The 23,418-nt window shown below is 39.6% G+C and carries 21 protein-coding genes; 4 read left to right on the top strand and 17 right to left on the bottom strand.

The window, feature by feature from the left end:
• Nucleotides 1–58: 58 nt before the first annotated feature.
• On the bottom strand, nt 59–1,333 hold the full coding sequence (locus tag Q7P97_RS04730) for a ribonuclease H-like domain-containing protein (RefSeq protein WP_303967264.1): 1,275 nt from the start codon (nt 1,331–1,333) through the stop codon (nt 59–61).
• A 280-nt stretch (nt 1,334–1,613) separates the two neighbouring features.
• Complete coding sequence (locus Q7P97_RS04725) at nt 1,614–1,835, bottom strand: transcriptional regulator (protein WP_099693219.1); 222 nt, start codon at nt 1,833–1,835, stop codon at nt 1,614–1,616.
• A 126-nt stretch (nt 1,836–1,961) separates the two neighbouring features.
• On the opposite strand from Q7P97_RS04725, the gene Q7P97_RS04720 reads away from it, so the two are divergent.
• Complete coding sequence (locus Q7P97_RS04720) at nt 1,962–2,408, top strand: DUF4385 domain-containing protein (protein WP_303967261.1); 447 nt, start codon at nt 1,962–1,964, stop codon at nt 2,406–2,408.
• Between the two features lie 45 nt (nt 2,409–2,453).
• On the opposite strand, the gene Q7P97_RS04715 is transcribed toward Q7P97_RS04720, so the two are convergent.
• From Q7P97_RS04715 to Q7P97_RS04705, 3 genes are all read right to left on the bottom strand, one after another.
• Entirely contained in the window at nt 2,454–3,749 is a 1,296-nt protein-coding gene (locus tag Q7P97_RS04715) for a DUF2254 domain-containing protein (RefSeq protein WP_303967258.1), read from the bottom strand.
• Nucleotides 3,750–3,824: 75 nt separating this feature from the next.
• A complete protein-coding gene (locus tag Q7P97_RS04710) occupies nt 3,825–4,193 on the bottom strand; it encodes a DUF488 domain-containing protein (RefSeq protein ID WP_303967256.1) in 369 nt (122 codons plus the stop codon).
• 232 nt (nt 4,194–4,425) lie between these two features.
• The gene (locus Q7P97_RS04705; RefSeq protein ID WP_303967253.1) at nt 4,426–4,779 is read right to left on the bottom strand and encodes a hypothetical protein; all 354 of its coding nucleotides are present in this window, start codon (nt 4,777–4,779) and stop codon (nt 4,426–4,428) included.
• Nucleotides 4,780–5,024: 245 nt separating this feature from the next.
• Here Q7P97_RS04705 and Q7P97_RS04700 point away from each other — a divergent pair, with 245 nt between their 5' ends.
• Nucleotides 5,025–5,600, top strand: coding sequence for a TMEM175 family protein (locus Q7P97_RS04700; RefSeq protein WP_303967249.1), 576 nt, complete (start codon nt 5,025–5,027; stop codon nt 5,598–5,600).
• Between the two features lie 144 nt (nt 5,601–5,744).
• Here Q7P97_RS04700 and Q7P97_RS04695 read toward each other — a convergent pair whose 3' ends face one another.
• From Q7P97_RS04695 to Q7P97_RS04670, 6 genes are all read right to left on the bottom strand, one after another.
• On the bottom strand, nt 5,745–6,302 hold the full coding sequence (locus Q7P97_RS04695; RefSeq protein ID WP_303967246.1) for a GNAT family N-acetyltransferase: 558 nt from the start codon (nt 6,300–6,302) through the stop codon (nt 5,745–5,747).
• A 228-nt stretch (nt 6,303–6,530) separates the two neighbouring features.
• A complete protein-coding gene (locus tag Q7P97_RS04690) occupies nt 6,531–6,971 on the bottom strand; it encodes a hypothetical protein (RefSeq protein WP_303967243.1) in 441 nt (146 codons plus the stop codon).
• A 417-nt stretch (nt 6,972–7,388) separates the two neighbouring features.
• Nucleotides 7,389–7,946: an SMI1/KNR4 family protein gene (locus Q7P97_RS04685; protein ID WP_303967240.1), complete on the bottom strand. Its 558-nt coding sequence runs from the start codon at nt 7,944–7,946 to the stop codon at nt 7,389–7,391.
• Between the two features lie 387 nt (nt 7,947–8,333).
• Nucleotides 8,334–10,535 (bottom strand): 5'-nucleotidase C-terminal domain-containing protein, encoded by a 2,202-nt coding sequence (locus tag Q7P97_RS04680; protein ID WP_303967237.1) that lies wholly within the window; start codon nt 10,533–10,535, stop codon nt 8,334–8,336.
• 177 nt (nt 10,536–10,712) lie between these two features.
• Nucleotides 10,713–12,977 carry a DEAD/DEAH box helicase gene (locus Q7P97_RS04675; protein WP_303967234.1) on the bottom strand — a complete coding sequence of 755 codons (2,265 nt, stop codon included), beginning with the start codon at nt 12,975–12,977 and terminating at the stop codon, nt 10,713–10,715.
• Entirely contained in the window at nt 12,970–13,347 is a 378-nt protein-coding gene (locus Q7P97_RS04670; RefSeq protein WP_303967231.1) for a YppE family protein, read from the bottom strand. The genes Q7P97_RS04675 and Q7P97_RS04670 overlap by 8 nt, the downstream gene beginning before the upstream one ends.
• Nucleotides 13,348–13,547: 200 nt before the next feature.
• Between Q7P97_RS04670 and recU the strand changes: the two genes are divergently transcribed.
• Both recU and Q7P97_RS04660 read left to right on the top strand, forming a co-directional pair.
• A complete protein-coding gene (gene recU, locus Q7P97_RS04665; protein ID WP_303967228.1) occupies nt 13,548–14,159 on the top strand; it encodes a Holliday junction resolvase RecU in 612 nt (203 codons plus the stop codon).
• A 24-nt stretch (nt 14,160–14,183) separates the two neighbouring features.
• Nucleotides 14,184–16,859: a transglycosylase domain-containing protein gene (locus Q7P97_RS04660; RefSeq protein WP_303967224.1), complete on the top strand. Its 2,676-nt coding sequence runs from the start codon at nt 14,184–14,186 to the stop codon at nt 16,857–16,859.
• Nucleotides 16,860–16,913: 54 nt separating this feature from the next.
• Here Q7P97_RS04660 and Q7P97_RS04655 read toward each other — a convergent pair whose 3' ends face one another.
• Genes Q7P97_RS04655 through dinG form a run of 6 tightly spaced genes read right to left on the bottom strand, consistent with a single transcriptional unit; the run spans nt 16,914 to nt 23,208 of the window.
• On the bottom strand, nt 16,914–17,249 hold the full coding sequence (locus tag Q7P97_RS04655; RefSeq protein ID WP_303967222.1) for a YpoC family protein: 336 nt from the start codon (nt 17,247–17,249) through the stop codon (nt 16,914–16,916).
• Complete coding sequence (nth, locus tag Q7P97_RS04650; protein WP_303967219.1) at nt 17,246–17,893, bottom strand: endonuclease III; 648 nt, start codon at nt 17,891–17,893, stop codon at nt 17,246–17,248. Before nth ends, Q7P97_RS04655 begins: the two co-directional genes overlap by 4 nt.
• Before the next feature lie 8 nt (nt 17,894–17,901).
• A complete protein-coding gene (locus tag Q7P97_RS04645) occupies nt 17,902–18,609 on the bottom strand; it encodes a DnaD domain-containing protein (RefSeq protein WP_303967216.1) in 708 nt (235 codons plus the stop codon).
• Between the two features lie 44 nt (nt 18,610–18,653).
• The gene (locus tag Q7P97_RS04640) at nt 18,654–19,847 is read right to left on the bottom strand and encodes a pyridoxal phosphate-dependent aminotransferase (RefSeq protein ID WP_303967213.1); all 1,194 of its coding nucleotides are present in this window, start codon (nt 19,845–19,847) and stop codon (nt 18,654–18,656) included.
• Between the two features lie 37 nt (nt 19,848–19,884).
• Nucleotides 19,885–20,364: a cell wall elongation regulator TseB-like domain-containing protein gene (locus Q7P97_RS04635; RefSeq protein WP_303967210.1), complete on the bottom strand. Its 480-nt coding sequence runs from the start codon at nt 20,362–20,364 to the stop codon at nt 19,885–19,887.
• 54 nt (nt 20,365–20,418) lie between these two features.
• Nucleotides 20,419–23,208 (bottom strand): ATP-dependent DNA helicase DinG, encoded by a 2,790-nt coding sequence (gene dinG, locus Q7P97_RS04630; RefSeq protein ID WP_303967207.1) that lies wholly within the window; start codon nt 23,206–23,208, stop codon nt 20,419–20,421.
• Nucleotides 23,209–23,418: the final 210 nt, after the last annotated feature.

The raw sequence follows: 23,418 nt of genomic DNA, 5'->3' as shown, positions 1-23,418 counted from the left end.
TATGATTCCATAAGGTCATTATAGCATATGTTGTCATTCTTTGTCTTACTGAAAAAGACTATTGTTCTTCTTGTGGCGCTTCTTGCGCTTGCCCAGGAAATAATTTTCTATTCACTCGCATTTCCCGCTTGGCTAACGATTTCTTCATGCGATGACTAAAACGCATGGTCAAAACATTTGGTTGCTGCAAGAGTTGATCTGCACGTAGTATGTGCTCATATGCGAGCGAGTAGTCCTTTATTTGATGTTCATATAATTTGGCGAGTTCCTCGTAAGCTAGTACTTGTTCTCTGCCAGTACCGTGTGTTGCGACGATTTCAAATGATTGTATGGCTCGGTCGAATTCTTTATGACGCTTTAACAAAAATCCTAAATGATAATGCGTTATAGGATAACTCGTCCCGTACTCATTCGCTATTCGTTGAAGTTCCTTATAACTATGATCTTTCAAACCAAGGTCTTGGAACCATTTGGCAATATTTGTTGCGATTTGAGCGTTATGTTGACTAGTTTCTTCCATGACAATATCCGTAGACAGACTAAACAGCGTCACAAGCGATAGAATATCCCATTCATTATGCCACATGACTTTCATTAAAATTTCAGCACGACCGTTTTTCACCGCGTCTTGATAAATAATAGGTGCCATATGGCCAGGTATATCATCTTTCCGATGAAAACCTAGCTGCGTTCGCTCTACTTCCGTCAACTTGAATGATTCCATCTGTCCTTTCCAAATTCGGCGCGATCCATGTAATAAATCGACTTGATGTGGGACAGGCAGTGGCGGTAAAAGTTTCCGATGCAAAGACCAACGAGTTTGGAGTTGAGGAAAGTCAAAGCTTTTCCCGTTATATGTGACGAGAGTGAGTCCTTCTTTCCATAATTCTGACGCATAAAGAAACGCCGCTTCATGGTCGGGATTCGGTAAGACGTACTGCGTCATGACGAATTCATCGGACTGTAATTCCAATAATCCAATGAGAAAAATCACGGCTCCAGCGCCTTTTAAACCCGTCGTCTCCGTATCAAAAAACAGAAGCTTGCCCGCATTCGGAGCTAATGGATGCATATAATCAGCTTCAGACCATTTCATCAGCTTTTGCTTTACATCGCCCAAACAAAAATCACCGTGCATCGTATCTAGCGGATAATGAATTACACGCTTATAGACGACTCCGAATTCATTTTCTATTTTCTCCATGCCCGTTGTCAACCAACGTTTTTCATAACTAGGTGCGGGTGGCACCTTAAACGTCTCTTCCACTTCTTTAACTACTGTCGTCTTCTTCAACAGCGACTTCATCGCCATTAATTTCTGCTCATATGACATGACGATTCAACTCATCTATCTGTTCCCCTATTTGTTGGCTATCCACTATATGCTGAACCGTTTGACTATAGAACGGATTCACTTTTATGTTCGGTACATTCTGGTTTATCATACCTTCACCTCAAAAATAATCGTTATTCTCTAAATTATACATGATTTATTTAGTTTTATATGAAATTTGATTTTCAGTCGGTTCAGTACTTTATACGTAAATCAATAAAAAAACGATGGATCCTGACAAACGGATACATCGCGTGAGTTCTTTCTATTACTATTTTTATTAAATGACAATCGCTTCTTTCACCGTCACAGGAACAACTGCCAGTACACGATCAATTAGGAAAGTCCGTTTGGAGTTACGCAAAAAACAATACGCTGTAAATGTTTTACCATGTATATTCAGTACACGAATTTTCCGTTTGCTAATGGAACCATCTTTTGCTTCATACATTACTTCGAGAACTTCACCATATTGTAATGCCTTTTCTAATGAATACCGCACATTCGTTCCCTCCCTTTTATTTGAGTATAAAGAATGTACGTTCGATTGTAAAGTATTTTACATGATTTATTCTCACGTTTTTTAACATTCCAACGTGGGTAAATAGAAGTAAAAGGATGTGAGTATATGCCTTTCAATTATGATTTGGATTACAGTACGTTAGATTTACGCAAAAACCCCGAATTATATAGAGTCGGTAAAGGAGAACAAGGTGTGTTATTGGTCGAGCCTTATAAAAGTGAAATTTTACCTCATTGGCGATTTAAAACACCTGAAATCGCAAAAGAGTCTGCAGATCAAATTTGCGAACTGTTTGAAGAATATCGAAAACACGACGACTTTGTTGGCATGGATATGGCACGAAAATTCATTCAGATGGGCTATACGCGTGCACGACGTTATGCGAATCATAAAAGCGGCCGAAAGTATAATGACGATGGGACGGTAAAGGAACGTGATTTGGATCCTATCAAGGCAGAATCCGCGAATATTTTCAAAGAACGATGGGATGCTATTCGTGCAGATGAAGATTATATTAAGCGTAAAAAAGCACATCAGAAAGCGTATGGATAATATCTAGTAAAGAGCAGTATATGCTTACTAGGCATGTATTGCTTTTTACTTCGTTAGTTCGTCTATTACTTGACGCTTCTCTTGCAGTCTTGCGCTATCTAACGGTTCAAGTACTGAATGAGTGAAATGATTCCATGCATAATTGGTCATCAACTGAACGGTTTTTTTCGTTTTGTCATCTTCCAAATTACGTGCAATATACAGAAGAGCATCCAATAAAGCATTGAGAATGCTTGCATCTTCATTACCGTAATAACTAATTTGGCTGAACGCTGCATAAAAATAGTCTTCCGAACTTGGATACGCCACGACCAAACACGGTTTGTTCTCCTCGGTATACGTCACCGCAATACCTCCTGGTAATAAAGCAGCTCGCTGCAACACTTCCCCTATCGAATGAATGCACCGGATCGCCGTATTCGGGTCGTTGATTCCTGGAGACAGCGCACGCAAAGCAATTTCCACAATTTTTTCGATACCATACTCTACATCTTGTAAAATCGAGCGTTCTTCACCTAATACAAAATATGATGAAAGATTATCAATGGATAGTTCTTTCTGAGAGTACACTGTGGCAATACTCGTATGCGTTCCACAAAATGCACCAATTGGCTTTACTATATCTATGATCGCTTGGTGTTCATTTGCCCATTTCGTCATTTTTTCATATTCGATATATTGTATGTACCCAAAGTTTCCACTCTTTACTTCAGTAACAAAAGTAAAACTCTGTGCGAAGAATGGTTTCTCGTTACTCCACACGACGCGATTTTCTTTCATTCCATCCTTTTCACTGTCGAGCGCAATGAGTACATCATCAGTTAATTCACGAATAAGCCGACTTACTTGAACCGAAGTTCCCACATTATGTATGAAGAATGCGAAGAACGCTAAACAGATCACGGCAATCACAACTCCGACAGAAGCAGAAATGACTTCATGATTAATTGATGCTTTACGCATGAATAGTAACGATAATATGGTGTAGACAAAGCCTCCCATAAAAATTCCTAACACACGTTGAGTAGATGATTTGTTCAAGAAGTTCTGAAGTGCTCGAGGTGAAAATTGCGACGAGTACATCGTCAGTACGACCATGATCGTTGAGAACGTGACGGTTGTCATAGTTAATAATGCGCCTGATAACGTCCCTAAAATAGTTTGTGCTAAATCCACTGTTGTTCGGAAATAACTAGGTATGTACTCTTTCAAGGCGTTGTTATACTTGGTGTCGATTAAAACCGTGGTTAGCGCAAAAATGGATGCGAGAATCGTATAAATGCTTGGAATAAACCAAATACTTTCACGCATCCTCACTGCGAAACGCTTGAACATGGACATTTTCTTCACCCCTTAATTATTTTTTATTGTATTCTGTCTTTCAAAAGGAGTAGCGACATTTCTTGCATGTCATGATTAAACTTGTTGATGATCTAAGATTTCTTTTAATACTACAGCTTGATTATTCTTTTCATCCTTCGCTCCAAACACTAGCGTTATATTCTTCTTATGCTCTTTCGTCCAGTCTTTCAACTTCTCTAACTCTTCCTTCTGTTGTTCACTATTCTTTAATTCTTCTTTGTACTTTTCCTTGAATTGATCAAACTTATCGGGATCATGATCAAACCATTGACGAAGTTCTTTACTCGGTCCTATTTCTTTTAACCATTCATCCACTTGTGCATCTTCCTTACTCATTCCACGTGGCCACACACGATCAACTAGAACGCGCAGTCCATCTGCTTTCTTTGCTTCTTCGTAAACTCGTTTAATTTGAACTGGCATATAGATCTCCTCCTGTTTGTCTCTCTTATTTCTTTTACCCTAAATTCTATGAATTAACATAATATTTGCGTTTGAAAATAGTTTGTTAAAAAATGCAACGTCGAGATTCATCTCGACACTATCTTTATTCTTTACTTACTTAAAGTACATTGGTTATTGGTATACCCAGTACGGATAAATCCATTTGTCCATTTTGAGTGCATCCGTCGTTTCTTTTTGTGATGCAGTCGTTTCAATCTGAAACACCCACCGTACCATTTTGAGTTTGGAAGATCGGCTTCGTATAATCGATGCGATACCATTTCGTTCTATCAATTTTCATTTTATTATACGAAGAATTCGAAAGTAGATACCCTTGAGATTCTAAGCTGTAAATAGTACGCCGAATTTTATTGAGTGACCAAAATGGAATCTCTTCCTTCCAATCCTCGTAAGTTTTATACACCCAAGTATATCCATCGCGTTTGTTTTTTGAAATGAGTGAACGATAATGCAGATGCTGCAGTAAAAAAGCTTCATTAAATCCCACTTCCATAACCAAAGTTGTTTGCAACGTAAATGATGGTTCATCGAGTAATAAATACATATAGTTTCCTCCTAATGAAATCAAATGTAGGAGATACATTTTCATCTCCTCATATGCTATATAGAGGCATAATGGGGTAAAGGATACATCTACTAAAATTATTTTCAGGACAAGTGATATTGAGCTTTACTGAATATTCCATAGTAAAAAGTTACAGGGAAACTATAAAAAATAACATCATGACCGTTTGAAAGAGAGCAAATTTGTGAATAGAAAGAAGAAGGATAAAAGGAGAGTGTCACTACATGAAGACAAGTCGCATGGAAGCTTTTAGTGATGGTGTACTAGCAATCATCATTACTATCATGGTTTTAGAGCTGAAGCCACCAACCGCCATTGATCAAGAAGCGTTCCTCATACTCATACCGACCATCGTAAGTTATATGTTAAGTTTCGTATACGTGGGTATTTATTGGAACAACCATCACCATTTAGTTTATAAATTAAATCGGTTGAACGGCCGCGTACTTTGGAGTAATTTGCATTGGTTATTTTGGATGTCGCTCATTCCGTTTTCGACCGCTTGGGTAGGAATGAATCCGTTAGAAGCAGTTCCGACATTATTTTATGGTGTAATTCTTTTCCTATGTGCTGTTTCGTACTTATTCTTACAAAAACAAGTCGTTCAATGCGAAGGGGTCAAGTCAGATTTAGCGAAAGAAATAGGTTTTGACTGGAAAGGTAAAGTATCCATGCTACTTTATATCACGGGGGTAGTGTTTGCATTTTGGGTACCAGCTGTTTCGTATACTTTGTATTTAGTAGTTGCGATTATTTGGTTCATCCCAGATAAACGAATCGAAAAAACATTTGTCCAGTAACCCAAAAAGGTTGATGTATGTAACTTTTATTTCACATAACCGGTTTCATCGCAAACAGATAGAAAAAACGTGGGTACGATACGGATATGCATCCTAGTTTGCCGATGATCATTATGTAGGGAATTTACCCTGCTCAAGATTATTTTAAGTGTTTTTTCTTTTAAGCCAACTTTCTTTTTCCAGTTTCATATTGATAGAATCTATCCATTCTCCTTCAAATTCTAAATCATTTTTATCAATACTTACTATTTCAAAGCCAACCTTCTCATAGACATGCTTGGCCCTTGGATTAAAATCAAAAACACTTAAAGTAAGTTCGTTCAGTGTGGTGTTATTAAATATATAATCGACTATAAGTTGGGTTGTTTCAGTTCCTAATCCACGATTCCTCCCCCTCGGTCCAATAAGAATCCTAAAATTCATGCTGTGATTTTTTTCATCGTATAAGTTGACCACTACCTCTCCGACTAGAAAGCCCTGGGATTGGTCAACTATAGCAAGATCTAAGCGATCGGTTTGTTCATTTCTTGTATTGTACCAGCGGAGAGTTGATTCTCTATTAAAATCCGAACTGCTTCCTGTCAATTTTAATACTTCGGGATCCTTTAAGCATTCTTCTATAAAAGGAAAGTCTTCATCCTTAAAAGGTCTGAGAACAACTTTCTCTCCTTCTATCAGTGGTTTATGACCTACATACACCATTTCTTTTCACACTCCATTAACTTAATTTAACATTTACGTTGTGATTCCCAACAATATCGTCCAATTGCGATATAGAGCGATCACTTATGGGCAGGCGGTAAACTACCCGTAAAAGCCGTTCTTCGTTACAGCTCTTGCTGTCCTCCTGGAGTCGCTAGCTGTAACGAAGAGCAGCTAAGCGAGCGCTTCTGAACTTTATTTCACAATTACTCCAGATAAAAGAATATGCTAATCCCAACAATTAAAAATAACTTGTCCGTTTGTATTCGGTCTCCAATATTTCTCGTTTTTTAATTCAGTCTCTGATAAGTCATGAAAATTAGGAATAAAGGATTCGTTAAGAAATTCCATCTCCAAAACTGTATAGTATGGTCGTAATTCGTTTATTATATCTTCAGAATCAAAATAATGGATTTGAAGTTCATTTTCATATGAAGCGGTAGCTACATAAGGAAAATATTCATGAAGTAAAATGGACATTATATTTTCACCTATCTTTATATCTAGGCGAAAATAATTTAACGGATACTTAGGTAAAATATAACCAATTACTTCACCATGAAATTTCCTGGCAACTTCGTATCCTAACTTTTTAAATAAGTATCCATCCATCTTCTTCAAGTCAATATTGTGATTTTCTATACATGTAATATACATAGGTAATCTCATTTCATTCACCTCACTCCACATGCACTTTATTTCTATAATCCATAATTTAAATTAGTATATTTCACAATAAAACGGCCCGATTGAAGCATAATCCTTATACAGCAATCGCGCCCGATAGTAAAATACTCAAAGTAAATTTGATATCCTTAATAAGCCATATAGCATTAGTAGAAGTCCTAAATAAAACAAAGCTGTTAATCCTGTAAAAGGGTCTAAAAAAAAATCAAAAAACTCACCCCACTTTTCCTTAATAGAATTAGCTTTCTTTATACTGGGTATGAACATAAACAACGAAATAACTATACAAATAACTCCTGCAATTAAGGATAAAACAACCATCAGTAAACCACCTTGTTTATGTTTTTATATCTTTTTATTTGGAACTCAATCTTAAACTAAATGGCCCGATTGTATAATTTACGATAGTTTATAATAATTTTCTGCGGTGTATATAGACCACCACCAAAACTTTGAACCTTGACTTACAACAAATCTATCCAGCCATAATTCAAAGTTCATTTCCAATGGTTTAACTTCTTCAAATGATTCTATATGGCTTTTCCAGAATAGATAATTTCTTTTATTTTGTGAATAAGATTCAGACTTTATTACAATGTTATCCTGATAAATATTCGCAATATCATAACATCCTTCAAATTGATCGTAGTGTTTATTTAATTCTATAATTTGTTTTAAACTATAAAGTTCAATTTCACCACCGTAATTAATATCATCAAATAAACGACAACCATTCGTTATTTTAAGAAAAGCTTTATAGTCTGGAGGAATTATAAATCCGGTTTGTTTTTCAAAGATATTTATTTCCTCATCACTTACTGGAGAGTTGAATGTGCATTTAGCTTTATATAAATAACCTTCTTTTTCTTGGATTTGAAGAATATTATTGTTTTCATTTAAACGTTTTTTTAAAGAACTCAAAGTTTGTATAACTACACTACCTTCCTTTTGCGCCAAGGTAATCTACCTCCTTCATCCATATCAAAACTACCGTCCTGTGTTTTTTAATATAACAAAGAATTTATATTCAACGTTTTGGCCATTCGTTGAACAAACCATCCTCTCATAATCTACTTTATCATAAAACACTTTATTGCCTTCAACGTTTCATTTGTTTCAGAATTACTTACAGGAAAATTATTCCAACTGTCAATTAACAAGCTGACAGGCAGCACTGTTGCGTACCCAATTCATCATTATGTAGCATAAAAATGTTAATTCAACGATAAAAAGAAGGACGCAAATTCAATTGTGAATTGCGTCCTCATTTATTATGCTTTTTAACGTTTCCTTCACATGTTCCGAATCCGTTAGATTAAGCACTAACGCTTTTCAGTGAACATATTACTTATTCAAATCGATAATGCGTCCTTCAATCTCAGGCTTAACTGTTCCAAGCTTAACCATATGATCGCGTAAGTTGACCCAATCGTCCAAACCAAGATCAGTTACTCGTCCGTTTTCATATGCTTCTCCAAGCAGTTCAAACCCATCTCCGCCTCTTGCTGTAAAGGCATTTGTCGTAATCACGTATTCTTTATCCATTTCGATATCCACAAACTCACCGTTCATTTTTACTTTCATAGATTGAACACGTTTGCCTACTTCTTTACTGCTGTCAAATGTCATTTTCATTCCAGACATATGCAAGAAACCGCCCTCTTCATTAGGAGAGTTTCGAACACTATGTTCAAGTGTGTTTTTAATTTCTGCACCTGTCAGCGTGACAAGAGATAATGTATTACCAAATGGTAGTACTTCAATTACAGCGCCCACTGTAACAGGCCCTTTATTCAAGTGATTGCGAATACCTCCACCATTTTGTAGAGCAATTACCGTTTTCGGATCATATTCTTTCGCTTTTTCGAGCATTCCGTCTGTTACTAAGTTACCAAGCGCTGTTTCATTGGCACGGACACTATCAGTCGGACCTTCTTCTCCGCGACTTCTCGGATTTGGCAAATCTACTTCTAACGTTGCGCCGATTTCCTTACCAAACGTTTCATCAATTTTACCTGAATACTTCAGAAGTGCTTTCGCTGCTTCAGCGTCATTCTCTTTATCTTTCAAGCTGATTAATTTACCTGCTTGTCCTGTAATTACACCGTTTTTATCAAATTCTACATCCAATGTTCCTAGATGAGTCAAGTACTGGTCTGCTTGAACAATGACGGTAGGATCCTTCTGATCTCCATTTGCTTTTTTATCGACAATAACAGGTTCAGATAGTTTCGTATGTGAATGCCCACCTACGATAATATCGATTCCATCAACCGCTTGAGCTAGAAGTAAATCATTCCCTACAGACGGATCACTGTCAAAGCCTAGATGATTTACGGAAATAATTTTATTGACACCTTGGCTCTCAAAATAGGCTACAGCTTTTTCAGCAGACTCTTTATAATCCAAGAACTCCACAGCACCTGGACTAGCAACGAACGCTGTGCTTTCAGTCGTCAATCCGAAGATCCCAACCTTTTCTCCGTTCACTTCCTTAATCAAGCCTTTATGAATTTCTCCCAATGCCGGTGTGCTTGTAAAGTCCGTTTCACTTACAAGGCTTTTCAAGTGAGCATCTTTAGAGAAATCTATATTACTACTAATTACAGGGAAATTAGCGCCTTTCACAAAATTCGCCAATGATTCGTGACCGTTTACACTATTACCTAAATCAAATTCATGATTACCAAATACCATTGCATCTAGACCCATTAAATTCATCAGTTCTAGATCGGCTTGTCCTTCAAACTCTGAGAAATACAATGTTCCTGAGAATACATCTCCGCCGTGAAGAAGCAATGCATCCGGCTTTTCGTTTCGAACTTCTTTAATAGCGGTAATCGCTTTCGGCATTTCCGCAACACGCGCATGCGTATCATTCATATGCATCAATGACAATGTAAAGTCGCCTGACTCTGGTTGTAATTGCTGCGCCCGGTGAATGAATGACGCAAATGCGCCGCGCGTGACAGGCTCATTCGGTCTAAAGTTATTTAGCTGATCTGTCAAACCAAGGTTCGCCATGATTTGTACACCTTTTTTATGTGAGTCTCCTACATTCGATAAGTTGATTTGAACTTTCTCACCCGTATCATACTTCTCCAAATTAAGCGCTTTCACAAGTACGTTAGCCATTTGCTGACGAGTAAGCGCTGCTGTCGGGTTGAAGTTACCTTTTGCATCACCATTGAACACATTTGCATTCGTCAGTGTCGCCATTTCTTTTGCATAATAACTAGTACCGGATACGTCTTTATACTTTTTTAATACTTCCCCTACATTAGTTGGTTCTTCAAAGTCCCCTAGCTTGGCTAAAATCAACGCGGCATGACGACGCTCAATTGAATTACCTGGCTTAAATAGATTTTCAGAATACCCCTGGATAATGTTTTGATCTGTCAAAGATTTAATTCCAGCGTAATGTGTATTTTCCTTCGACACATCACTATACCACTGCTCCGCTGCACCAACTGATGCCCCTGCTACTACTACTGCACTAGCGACAACAAACGTCGCGCCAAACTTCCGGAATGTTCTTTCCTTCATTGGTCTGTACCCCCTATTTTTTAGTAGTTTAATAGCTCTACATACTCATAATAGCAGAATATAGTTAGATATAGTAAGGGGCGTTGTAATTATTACTAAAATTAATAGAAATTTCTATTCATTCGAATGGATGTTTTATAAAAAAGAGCCGAAGCCGTAAGCTCCAACTCTCCCCAATCATTTCGCCAACTCTGCCAGCAAACTATGCGCTCGATGTTTGTTGTTCTTCTGCCCTGCTTCCTGCGCCCCGATACATACCGGACAACCGTACTCACATGGACACTCTGCCACGTGATCTGCAGATAGCATCAACAATTCTCTCCAACGACTGTAAATGTTCTCGCTTAATCCAATTCCGCCTGGATAACTATCATAAATAAAGAACGTGGGTCTTTCCATATGAATCGCTTTCACTTGCGGAACTACGTGAATATCATTGCGATCACATTTGATAAATAACGGTACTAACGACTGAATAACGTATGCTGCAGCAGTCATGGCATCCGTCAAGTCCGATTTCTCCCAGTCCTCTGGTACATCGAATGTAAGCCAAGTACCTGACGTATGCATTTCTTCTGCAGGTAGCGAAATCGGACCCGAGCCAATATTATCATGTGTATCGAATTTTATTTTCTTGAAGATTGTCGGGATCGCTAGCACTGCTAAATCTCCATATGCAAGTGTTCGTTCTCCGTCCTCCATGCGTTTGTCTTCACTTATAACTTTCAATTCCACTGCAAGATTTGCATCGGTGAAATAATCCACATCAACAACCGTGACATAAGCTTTCTTTTCTTCCCAGTCGAGCATCTCCACTTGATACTGCGTCCCTTGATGTAAATAAATGGCTTCTTCATGCAATAATGTCATCGCGCTGAAACGATCCATCTCTCCAATTACGCGCGTCTCTTTTGGAAATGTTTGATCAATGATGATGACATTTTCCTGCGATGCTGAACGTAAACTGATTTCGCCTGCTGGAAAGCGATCTGTCATCCAATGCCATTTATCAGACGTTTGTAATAAAACCCCTTCGCTCTGTAGAAATGCTAATAATTCCTGTACTTCAAATTCACCGTATGTTTCAGTAGAACTAAAAGGTAATTCAAATGAAGCACATTTTAAATGATCCATCAAAATCAACATATTCTCCGGATGAATATGAATTTCCTCGGGCTGCCGTCCGAGCAAGTATTGCGGGTGTTGAATAATATACTGATCTAGCGGCATTGATTGCGCTACATAAATAATTAACGCATCTTCCTGACGTCTACCGGCACGACCGGCTTGCTGCAAGGCACTCGCAATATTTCCCGGGTAACCTGTCATAATACATGCTTGCAATTGTCCAATATCAATACCGAGCTCTAGCGCATTCGTACTTACTACTGTACGAATATCACCGTTCTTTAAGCCACTTTCTATCGTTCTCCGTTCTGACGGAAGATAGCCGCCACGATATCCCATTACCGTTTTATCAAACAACTTTTTCTTCGTCAATTCTTTCATATACGTAACAAGCATTTCTACACGCACCCGACTTCGTGCAAAAATGATCGTCTGAATATGGCGCTGGTATAAAAACGCACCTAAATCACGTACTTCAAGCACTGCGCTTCTACGGATACCAAAAACATCATGGACGATGGGTGGATTATAGAAAACAAAATGCTTCTTGCCGCGGGGTGCTCCGTTTTGATCGATCAATACCATGTCTTTGTTCGTTAAATTGTCTGCTAGTTCCTTTGCGTTCGAAATCGTCGCAGACGTACAAATGAAAATCGGATCGCTGCCGTAAAAGTTACAAATGCGCTGTAACCTTCTTAGAACATGCGCCACATGACTACCGAATACACCTTTATACGTATGAAGTTCATCTACGACAATATATTTCAAGTTCTCGAACAATGAAATCCATTTCGTATGATGGGGTAATATGGCTGAATGCAACATATCGGGGTTCGTCAAAATAATATGTCCTGATTTTCTGACTTTCGTTCGTAAGCCTGGAGCGGTATCACCGTCATACGTATGACTTAAAATCGTTTCTCCACTCGCTTCAATCAAGTCATGTAAATCAGCTAGTTGATCTTGCGCCAATGCTTTCGTTGGAAACAAGTAAAGTGCGCGTGAAGATGGATCATCCAAAATTGACTGCAATACAGGCAAGTGATAACAAAGTGATTTGCCAGATGCGGTCGGTGTAATGGCAGTAATGGAGTGCCCTTCGCTAACTGAGTCAAACGCTTGTCTTTGGTGACTATATAACTGTGTAATACCTTTCATCGCCAAAGCTTTCCGAATGGAAGGATGCAACTTCGGAGGAAACTCGGCAATGACCGCCTCTTGCTCTTTTAGTGTTTCTATATAGGCGATATTAGGACCAAAGCGTGAATCCGCGAATAGCTCTTGAATCGTATCCGGTATACTCTGTTTATTCATTCACATGGTCCACTCCTTTATCTGCGTTCATCGCGTCCAAAACCGTCATTAATGTGTAGCGCGCTGCACGTATAGATAAGATAAAACGCTTTTTACCGGTCGCTTTATAAAAAGATTGCACGACGAATTGTGTCATCGAATCTTTCAACGAATCGATTTGGACCTCATGTACATAAAGAGGTTTATCTTTCTTAATCCATACTTTCATTTCATCCGCCCAATCGGCAATCGCCTTGTGGCTACGATCCGCATATGGTTTTACTTCTCCAAAGAAATCGGGTTCATGATCGGTTTCTCTCATTCTGTAAAAACGTTGCTCACATTCATCACAAATCGTAAGTAATAACTTTGTATCTGCTATCTTGTTCATCTATAGAAAACTCCTTTAGTGTCTATCATAAAAAACGGACTTCTATTCATTTTATCAGAAATAGTAGCACACCTCCACTTATTGCGAACAAACATTCCAAGCCGTCACGAAATCGACTACTTTTAGTTCTCCGGAAACCTTCCTTTCGGTAACTCGTCCAGTAGTGGGTATGGTATGATGTAGAGTACGAGGTGGTCACATTGGCGATACGTTATCCAAACGGAAAAAAGTTCACTCCTTCCGTATCTTCTTCAAAAAAGAAAATGTTTGACTACTCTTTTAGTAATCGGGGTAAGTCATTGGAAGACGAACTAAATGATACAAATGAATACTATTTAGCGCATGGTTTGGCTGTCATCCATAAAAAACCTGTCCCTATACAAATTGTGAACGTGCGGTATCCGGCAAGAAGTGCTGCGGTCATTACAGAAGCCTATTTCCGTACTCCTTCAACGACTGACTATAATGGTATTTGGAACGGTTATTATGTGGACTTTGAAGCAAAAGAAACAAAAAATAAAACTTCATTACCATTGCAAAACATTCATTTGCATCAAGTGCAACATATGAAGCAAGTAATTGACCAATCGGGACTGGCTTTTTTTATCGTCAACTTTACTTTATTGGATCGGTATTTCTTACTACCGTTTCAAGAATTCTATCCTCTATGGCAACGCATGGAAGAGGGTGGAAGAAAGTCTATTACGTTAGTAGAAATAGAAGAACGATCCATCGAGATCAATACAGGCTATCAACCCCGGTTGGATTATATACAAGCCGTGGCGGATTGGATTAAGCGCAAGACAGATTAACGAGAGCGAAAGGCAGGAACTATTATGAGTGATAATATAAACTCGAGAACGGAAAGACGAAAGAAACAAGTAACAGTTAAAACGGAACGACAAAAACAGCCCCAGAGAAAGTTCCCAAAAGAGTTGTGGAAGAAAATTCTCCTGGGGATTGCAGCCCTTTTCCTATTAGTAGTAGTTGGCGGCATTTCCTTATTTGCTTACTATGCAAGTACAGCGCCTGATCTAGATGAGGAATTATTAAAAGATCCTTTGACGTCAAACTTCCTCACAAAAGATGGCGATATTTTCATGAAGTTCGGAGCTGAAAAACGGGAGTTTGTACCGTACGAGGAAATCCCTGATCAGTTGAAAGACGCAATTCTAGCAACGGAAGATGTTCGTTTCTTCAAACACGGTGGTATAGACTTCTATCGTCTAGGCGGAGCCGTAGTTGCCAACTTCCGCAGTGGATTTGGAGCACAAGGGGCTTCCACTTTGACGCAACAAGTCATCAAAAACTCTTTCTTAAAAAACGAAAAAACATTAAAGCGCAAAGCACAAGAAGCATGGCTTGCGCACAAACTCGAAAAAGAATATACAAAAGAAGAAATATTCGAAATGTACTTTAATAAAGTCCTTATGTCCGGTACACGTTATGGCATCGGTACAGGTGCAAACTTCTTCTACGGGAAAAAAGTAGGCGAACTGGAATTACCTGAAATGGCTATGCTTGCAGGTATGCCGCAGTCTCCAAACGGTTATAATCCGTTTAAACATCCCGAACGTGCAGAAAAACGCCGTAACATCGTGTTGACTCTTATGGAACGTCACGGGAAGATTACGACCGCTGAAATGAATGAAGCAAAGAAAGTACCGGTAACTTCTACTTTATTGGCAGCAGAAGACCGTGAAGTATTCGGTAAATACCCAGCTTACGTGGATGCGGTACTTGATGAAATTGAGGAGGCAGGTTATTCCGACCTTCTAGCTGAAGGTGTGACAGTGCAAACAGCGCTTGATACAAAAGTACAAGAAACCGTAGAAGCAGCCATCAATGATCCGAGTTATTATGAATCGGATGAAATGGAAGCGGGTATGACGGTACTGGATACGAAAACTAGCGCTATCGTTGCAATCGGAGGCGGACGAAACTATTCAGGTCGAAATTTGAATTACGCCGAAGTAAAACGTGCACCGGGCTCTAGTATAAAGCCAATTTTGTCTTACGGTCCGGCAATTGAAGAACTAGACTGGTCTACAGGACAAAAAGTGGTTGATGAACCATACAGTTATACAGGATCGGGTACGCCCATACGTAACGCAGATGGTAAATTCCTTGGTTCATTAACTATGCGACAAGCACTGTATTGGTCTAGAAACGTACCCGCAGTCAAGGCTTTTGAAAAAGTAGGAACTAAGAAAGCAGAAGCCTTCGCGAATAAACTTGGGTTTACCTATGAAAATATAGATTCATCTAATGCCCTCGGTGGCGGAGCTGAATTCTCTACAGTCCAAATGGCTGGCGCATATGCAGCTTTCGGTAATGGCGGTATTTACACAAAACCCCATGCCGTAACTAAACTAGTACTGCGTGACGGAAAAACAGAAAAGAATTTACGTCCGGATCCTGTAACTGCAATGAAAGATTCTACAGCTTATATGATTACCGATGTATTGCGTGATGTACTTACCGAGTATGAAGCAACAGGTACTCGAGCAAATATCAGTAATATGGATATAGCAGGAAAAACTGGCACAACAAATTTTGATGCTAAAAAAATGCAAAAAGACAATATGAAAAGTCATTACGTGCCTGATACGTGGTTTACAGGTTATACAAGTGAATATACCATTTCAACATGGGGCGGGTATGGGAAGTATTTACCCATCACGACATATGAGCACGGACGTTACGTTCCACAATATCTTTTCCGTGATGTAATGAGCAAAATTGCAAAAGATCCAGGTACATTCGTTCAACCAGACTCTGTAGAAGAGGCGGATATCGTCAAAGGCAGTGACCCTATTATGCTAGCGAGTTCATTTACTTATCGGAATCAGATCAGTACTGAATTATTTGTCAGAGGAACACTGCCCAACAAAGCTGCAGTCCCTGAAAAAATATCCATCCCAAGTCCGGAAGGGTTAACCGCACAATTCGATGCAAATTCCAACACCGTTCAATTGAATTGGAATTACGATGTATCGAATACGTATGATAGCCTAGGAAGTCCTACGTTCAACGTAAGCGTCTCTGTTGATGGCGGAGCAGCACAAAGTATTACCACTACTTCTGATCAGCAGACGACCTATTCAGGTGTAGAATACGGCAAGAGCTATACATTCTACGTGAGTGCCAATATGGGCGGCTATACGAGCGGATCAGCAACGGCTAGCCTATCGATAAAAGATGCAAATGAACCAGAAATTGAAGACGAGCCAATCATTGTGCCTGACGATAACGGGGATGATCAAAATAATCCGGACGATGATCCATCAGATAATGATTCGAATTCAGACAATGAATCCGATAACGAAGATCAAAACCAATCGGATCAAAATACCCCCAATAATCCAGACGGCAACAACTCGAACAATAATGAGAACGACAATAACGAAAACAACCAAGATCAAAATCAAGGTCAAGGTCAAGGAAATCAAGGGAATCAAGGAGACCAAGGTCAAAACCAAAATGATTCCAACATCAATCCTTCTGATTAACCGATCAACTAAAAAAGAGCGAATCGACATATAATGTCGATCCGCTCTTTTTATTTATTGTTGAACACGTATACGTGCCGCCTTCTTCTTCATCTCATCATACAGCATCGTCAGTTGAATCATCGCATAATGACTATTTTTTTGCAGTTTGATAAATTCGATTCGTTCCTCGTAATTATTCGGCTCAAGTGCATGGTGCATCTTGCCTGTATGAGAATTCTCTGCTAGTTCACTTTGGCCGATCAACCATTCTAACTGCTCGATTGCTGGCTGTATTAATAGCAATTTGCGTTCGTCATTGATAGCATACGCTTCTTCTAACTCCGGCTTTTGTAGTTCCCACCGAGCAAGTACTTGTTGGACATGTTCTTTTAACTGTTCTGGTGTCATTTCGCTTTCATCCTTTTCTGGCCTTCACGGCATAAATCCAACAGTGGACATTCTGGGCAGTTGGGATTTTGTGCTTTGCAGTGATAACGACCGAAGAAAATCATTTGATGATGAGTCTGTGTCCATTTTTCCATTGGTGTCCAACGCATGATTTTTTCTTCTACATCAAGCGGACGATCTTTCCAGCGATTCATACCAAGCCTTTTCGCTACGCGCTCCACATGTGTATCGACAGCTAAAGCTGGAACACCAAATGCGTTTGATACAACGACATTGGCTGTCTTCCTACCAACACCCGGCAACGTCATCATCTCATCACGGTTTGGAGGTACTTCTCCACCAAACTCTTCAAGCAGTTGGAGACTGAGTGCCTGTATATTCTTTGATTTATTACGGAACAAACCGATTGAACGTATGTCGTCCTGCAGTTCTTCAATAGGTACAGCAAGATAATCTTCTGGTGTTTGATATTTCTTAAACAGCTCTGCTGTGACGCGATTGACTAATACGTCTGTACATTGCGCAGATAAAAGAGTTGCGATCAGTAATTCAAAAGGATTTTTATGAACGAGTTCACAATGCGCTTCTGGAAACATCTCTTCGAACTTTTGCAGGCATATGTTCCATTGTGTTTTTGTCAGCATCGTTTCACCTACTCCCGTTCTTCAAGCCAATTATAGAAAGGTACATCTTTAATTGCAGTTTTTACTTGCGGAGCTGTTGCTACAGTTGTCGGACGGAACGCTTTCGTCTGCTTTTCAACATCTCGCATCGTTTTGACATTTTTCTTTTTCCACTCAAATAAAATCCGGTCAATATAACGCAAGCTCATCTTTTGTGCCAAAACGGCTTCTCGTAGTGCTGCACGGATAATTTCCGTAGAATGACCATCTTTATCAATCCACATACCGATGGTTTCAAATTCCATCGGTGATAAGAAGCGACCGAATTCTTGCTCGAATAACGAGAAGATTTCTCCCTCATCCTGCTTGACTACTTCTTCTTCTGACTGCATCTTCTGTTTTTCAACTTCTTCTATCAATCGTTTCCATAAAGGATAAAATGAAAACTTTTCATGCAATACTTTATTTTCATCGGTACTCTGTTCTATAGAAAATAATCCTTTTTGCATCATGCGCTGTAAGCAATTCGTAACATCTTTCTCTTGTTGTTGCATACGATTCGCAATATCGGTCGGCGTAGGAAAATAGTTCCCCGCTTCCTGAAATGCAATCATATGGAGTAATACCATGGCATCATTATCTGAGATCAGTAATTTTTTATAATGTTGAAAAAAGAGCTGGGAAATAGAAACATTCCCCTGCTCAATCCAGATTTTCAGCCGCTCATCTTGCTGCATATTTGAAACTTCCTCTCATCAGCAACTAATGGGTTGCTTCTGTTTTACGCTTTCCAGTGATCTCTAACAAATTTATCAATACGTGCAATTCCTTCTTCCAATTGATCGATTGACGTTGCATACGAAAGTCGAATCGTCGAGTCAGAACCGAAACCAGTACCTGGAATGACTGCTACTTTCGCTTCTGTCAATAACGCTTGTGCGAACACATCGACATTTGCAAAGCCTGTATTCTTCAATGCTTCTTGGACATCAGGCAAGAAATAGAATGCTCCTTGTGGCTTTAACACATGGAAACCTGGGATAGCTGCAAGCTTAGGATACGCTTGATTCAAACGGGATTCGAAATCTTTCCGCATAACTTCCACAGCATCTTGCGGTCCGTTATAAGCTTCGATCGCAGCGTATTGTGAAGTCGTTGTCGGGTTAGACGTCGAATGGCTAGCGAGGTTCGTCATCGCACCTACTACTTCTGCGTCACCTGCAATATAACCAATTCTCCAACCTGTCATCGAATGGGATTTCGATACTCCATTTATAACGAATGTACGCTCTTTTGCATCTTCTGAAAGTTGCGCAATGGATACATGGTGTTGTCCATCATAAACCAGTTTTTCATATATTTCATCCGAAATGATCCACACGTCTTTTTCACGGCATACTTCGGCAATTTCGGCCAGTTCTTCCTTGGAATAAATCATTCCCGTCGGATTACCTGGCGAGTTAATGATCACGGCTTTCGTTTGATCCGTAATCGCCTCGTTGATTTGCTTCGCCGATACTTTGAATTGATTGGCCGCTGTGCCTTCAATAAATACTGGCGTGCCTTCCGCTAACTTCACTTGTTCCGGATAACTCACCCAGAAAGGGGAAGGAATGATGACTTCATCACCTTTATTAAGTAGGACTTGGAATAGTGTAAAGAGTACGTGCTTCGCTCCGATACCGACCAACACTTCCTTACGTGTATAGTCCAAGCCTTGATCTCTTTTCAATTTGTCAATTATGGCGTCTTTTAATTCCGGAAGACCGCCCGCAGGAGTATATTTTGTCTTTCCATCTTTCATTGATTGATACGCTGCTGCCAAAATGTTTTCAGGTGTATTATAATCCGGTTCGCCTGCTCCGAGCCCTACAATATCTATGCCGGATGCTTTCATTTCTTTTGCTTTTGCAGTAATCGCTAATGTTGTAGATGGTGTTAAAGTACTTACTCTGGACGCTAATTGCTTTCTCAAATTGACCGCTCCCTTTTAGTTCTAATTCCAATTTACTCTATAATTTTGTAATATGCTTAAGCCGCTTTCCATCCGTGAAGTTTAAATACGCATAGTTTAAGGTATCCTCGCTATCCAGATAACCAACTTCCCAAAACGGTGTGTCATTTTCAAGACCCAATGATGCGTTCAGTATTTTCTGCACATCATCATCTCTTTTGACGTTAGCAATAGCTTTTTGCTCTGTAATACCATCTTTAATTGAAACGGCTTTTAGTATTTTCGTCGTTTGTTCTTCAACGAAAATGATTTTTTCATGTCCTTTTTTATCTATTCCATAGACCGTGATCCATGAAGTCTTTCCATGAAAATGATTCGTCTTATTTACCCTTTCAAGAACATTATTTGCCAATACAGCTTCTTCCGCTACCTTACTCGATGCAGCGAACGGTTTCTCTGCTTGGTAGAAAACGATCAGTGTAATCGTGATTCCAAGTGTGAGTAAAAATAGAAATAGAAACTTAATCCAATTAAGCATAAGCGACTCTTCCTATCGAATGAACCGTTGATTTTTTTCGATTCATTTTTCAACCTACTTTCTTTTGGTACATCCATCATTATAACAATTTTCGATCTCGTTAACTAGACCTTCAAGAGATACTTTTTTCACAAATGACTTTGGTAATGCCTCTAAAAAGGATTTACCATACGATTTGGTATCGATACGGCGATCTAATATAATAAAGAACCCTTGCTGATCAGATGAGCGAATCAATCTGCCGAATCCTTGTCTGAAACGCAATATAGCTTCAGGCAAACCTAGATGCATGAATGCATTTTTACGCTCTGCGACCAATGCTTCAGAACGCGCTTTGAAGAGGGGTTCATCCGGTGAAGTAAACGGCAGACGAACCACAACTACCGCGGATAATTGTTCACTCGGTACATCGACGCCTTCCCAGAAGCTTGTCGTGCCGAATAACACCGCTTTCTCCTGCTGTTTAAATGTCTTTAACAGCTTGTGACGACTTCCGGAACTAACACCTTGTGCAATCAATACATAATCTTCTTGCAATGATTCACTGTCGATTACCGCTTGATGAGTCTTCTTCAACATGTCATGCGACAAGAACAATGCAAATACTCGTCCTTCAATCGCAACGGCCGTTTGAATTAACGCATCCGCCACCGCTTCGATATACTCATCATTCGATACTTGCTGAATATCCGGCATATCTTCCACAATTAACGTATGCGCGCCTTCGTAAAAGTTAGCAGGTGCTTTAAATGTATATAATGGGACAGAAGGCGGCAGTCCCGCTTGATCCAGCACGAAGCGATCTTGCTGTCCGGCAGTTAGCGTTCCAGATGTCCAGACGATACCTGCCTCACCTTCAAGTGTATCAATGAAATCCCGGATGACTTCAGAACCGTTAACTGGGCTTTTCTTGATCTGTAAACTACCTGGCAAACTGCGGCTGTCTTTTTCCATCCAAACTGTCGAGCTCATTTTTGGCTTTTCCAAAAATAGTTCAACCCATTCTCCTGCTTTGACTTTCATTTCATTGACCCAATAAGACCATTCATTCAGTACAGCAAGCTCATGTACGGTTAATTCACTCGAGAGATTTTTTAGTGGTGCAGCATATTTTTCAGATGCGCTAATATATTCATTCATCTTACGCAAAACTTTAGTGAAAATTTCATTTGTCCTCAATCGCTTGGACAAAGGCTGTATCGATTTTGTCACCTGTTTATCCCCGTTAGTTGAGTTCGAGTTGATCAGGACGAGCATCGACTCATCGAATGCCAACATGAATTCATCAAACGCGTGTTGTAGGCGTTCAGTAGAAGTTTTATGATTAAAATGAAAGCGTACTAAGACATCCTGTATGTCAAACAGCAACTGACAATTACTTAAGCCGTTCAACTGACTCATTACATATTTCCAATTTGTATAGGAAAACACTTGCTGATGCGTGCGAATAGCTGCTTGATTCATTTGATGCGCTTCATCCACCACTAAACCACTAATGGAATGGAATAACGGATCATAGCGCTGTTTGTCATTTAGTAACATCGAGTGATTCGTCAACAAAACCATCGACTGCTGGCAGTTTTTCAATGTATGTGTATAGAAATCGGCTATTCGTTCATCTTTCTTCACTCGCATCGAACGCTTACGGATACGGTCAACAAACAGCTGACCACCTCCTGAAACATTCACTTCATCTAAATCTCCTGTAGTGGTTTCAGTCAACCAGACCAATAACTGCATGATCGTGATCGAGTCATCATACACTTCATCATTAAAATGCATAAGTTCTTCAAACTTTCCTAATGAAATATAATTTGACATACCTTTGATCACAGTCGTTGGAATCGTTACGTGCAAAGCCTTTTCAAGCCTTGCGACTTCTTCGGCAAGTGTATCGACCAAGTGGTTAGTATACGTACTAATAACAACGGGTTGTTTCGTTTCAAATGCACGAATTAATGCCGGTACTAAATAACCGATCGTCTTGCCTGCACCCGTAGGAATCTCAACAGCAACTTGTTTCTTTTCAACGAATGATTGCCACGTCAAATCCATCAACTGTGCTTGACCTTCTCTAATATGATAAGACGGATTAATTTTCTGCATCACTTGTTCTTTCGCCATGTCGTCTGCTGGAAATTCTATAGGCTGTGGCCATGCCATAGTTTGGAGCTGTGATTTTACGTACGGAATTCCTCGGAACAAAGCGTAATCACTAGATGTTTCATGTCCTCGGGAACGCTTAAGTGCTTCATAGAATAACGTCGAGATTTCAGATTTCATCGCAAATGAACGCTCGTGCATACGACTTAACGTTTCTTTAGGTAACGTTTCAATTTTCTCAAGTGCCTTCAACAAGAACCATGCAGTCGCTTCCGCATCATCATCCGCACGGTGAGCTTGCTGTAAAGGGATCTCCAACGATTCGGCTATATCCTGCAATCGATAACTAGGTAATGTAGGATACATAATCTTCGCGAGTTCTACTGTATCAATCGTCTTGCCATACCACTGTGACATGCCACATCGAATGAATTCTTTTTGTAGAAATGATACGTCAAAGTCTGTATTATGCGCGACAAAAATACACCCAGCAAGCAAATCTGCCACCTCTTCAGCGATTTCTTCAAAAGGAGCGGCGTCTGCAACGTCTTCATCTCCGATTGATGTCAATTGATGAATAAAGGGCGGTATCGAGCGCTGCGGATGCACATAGCGCATATATGTATCAATTATTTGATTGTTCTCAATAAAGACAATTGCTATTTGAATAATCCGATCTCCCTTTGAAGGCGAATGACCAGTTGTTTCCAAATCGACAACTGCATATTTGCTTGTAGACATACCATCATCAACTTCCTATTTGGTTTCTAAAGCAAATTGTATCACACTTACCACAGCGACTCACGTCTTGCATCGGAGTCAACGAGAAGAAAAAATTAAAAGGATCATTGGGTAGTAGTTTTGGATTAAAGCTCCAGCTCGGAACGCAGATCAACGTTTCTTCCCCTTCCCAACTCTCACATTCTACAAACTAAACCCCCATTCGAATAA

Source organism: Sporosarcina ureae (assembly GCF_029267015.1).
Lineage (GTDB): Bacteria > Bacillota > Bacilli > Bacillales_A > Planococcaceae > Sporosarcina > Sporosarcina ureae_D.
The sequence above is the reverse complement of the archived record's forward strand: the minus strand, read 5'-3'. Positions and strand labels throughout refer to the sequence as shown.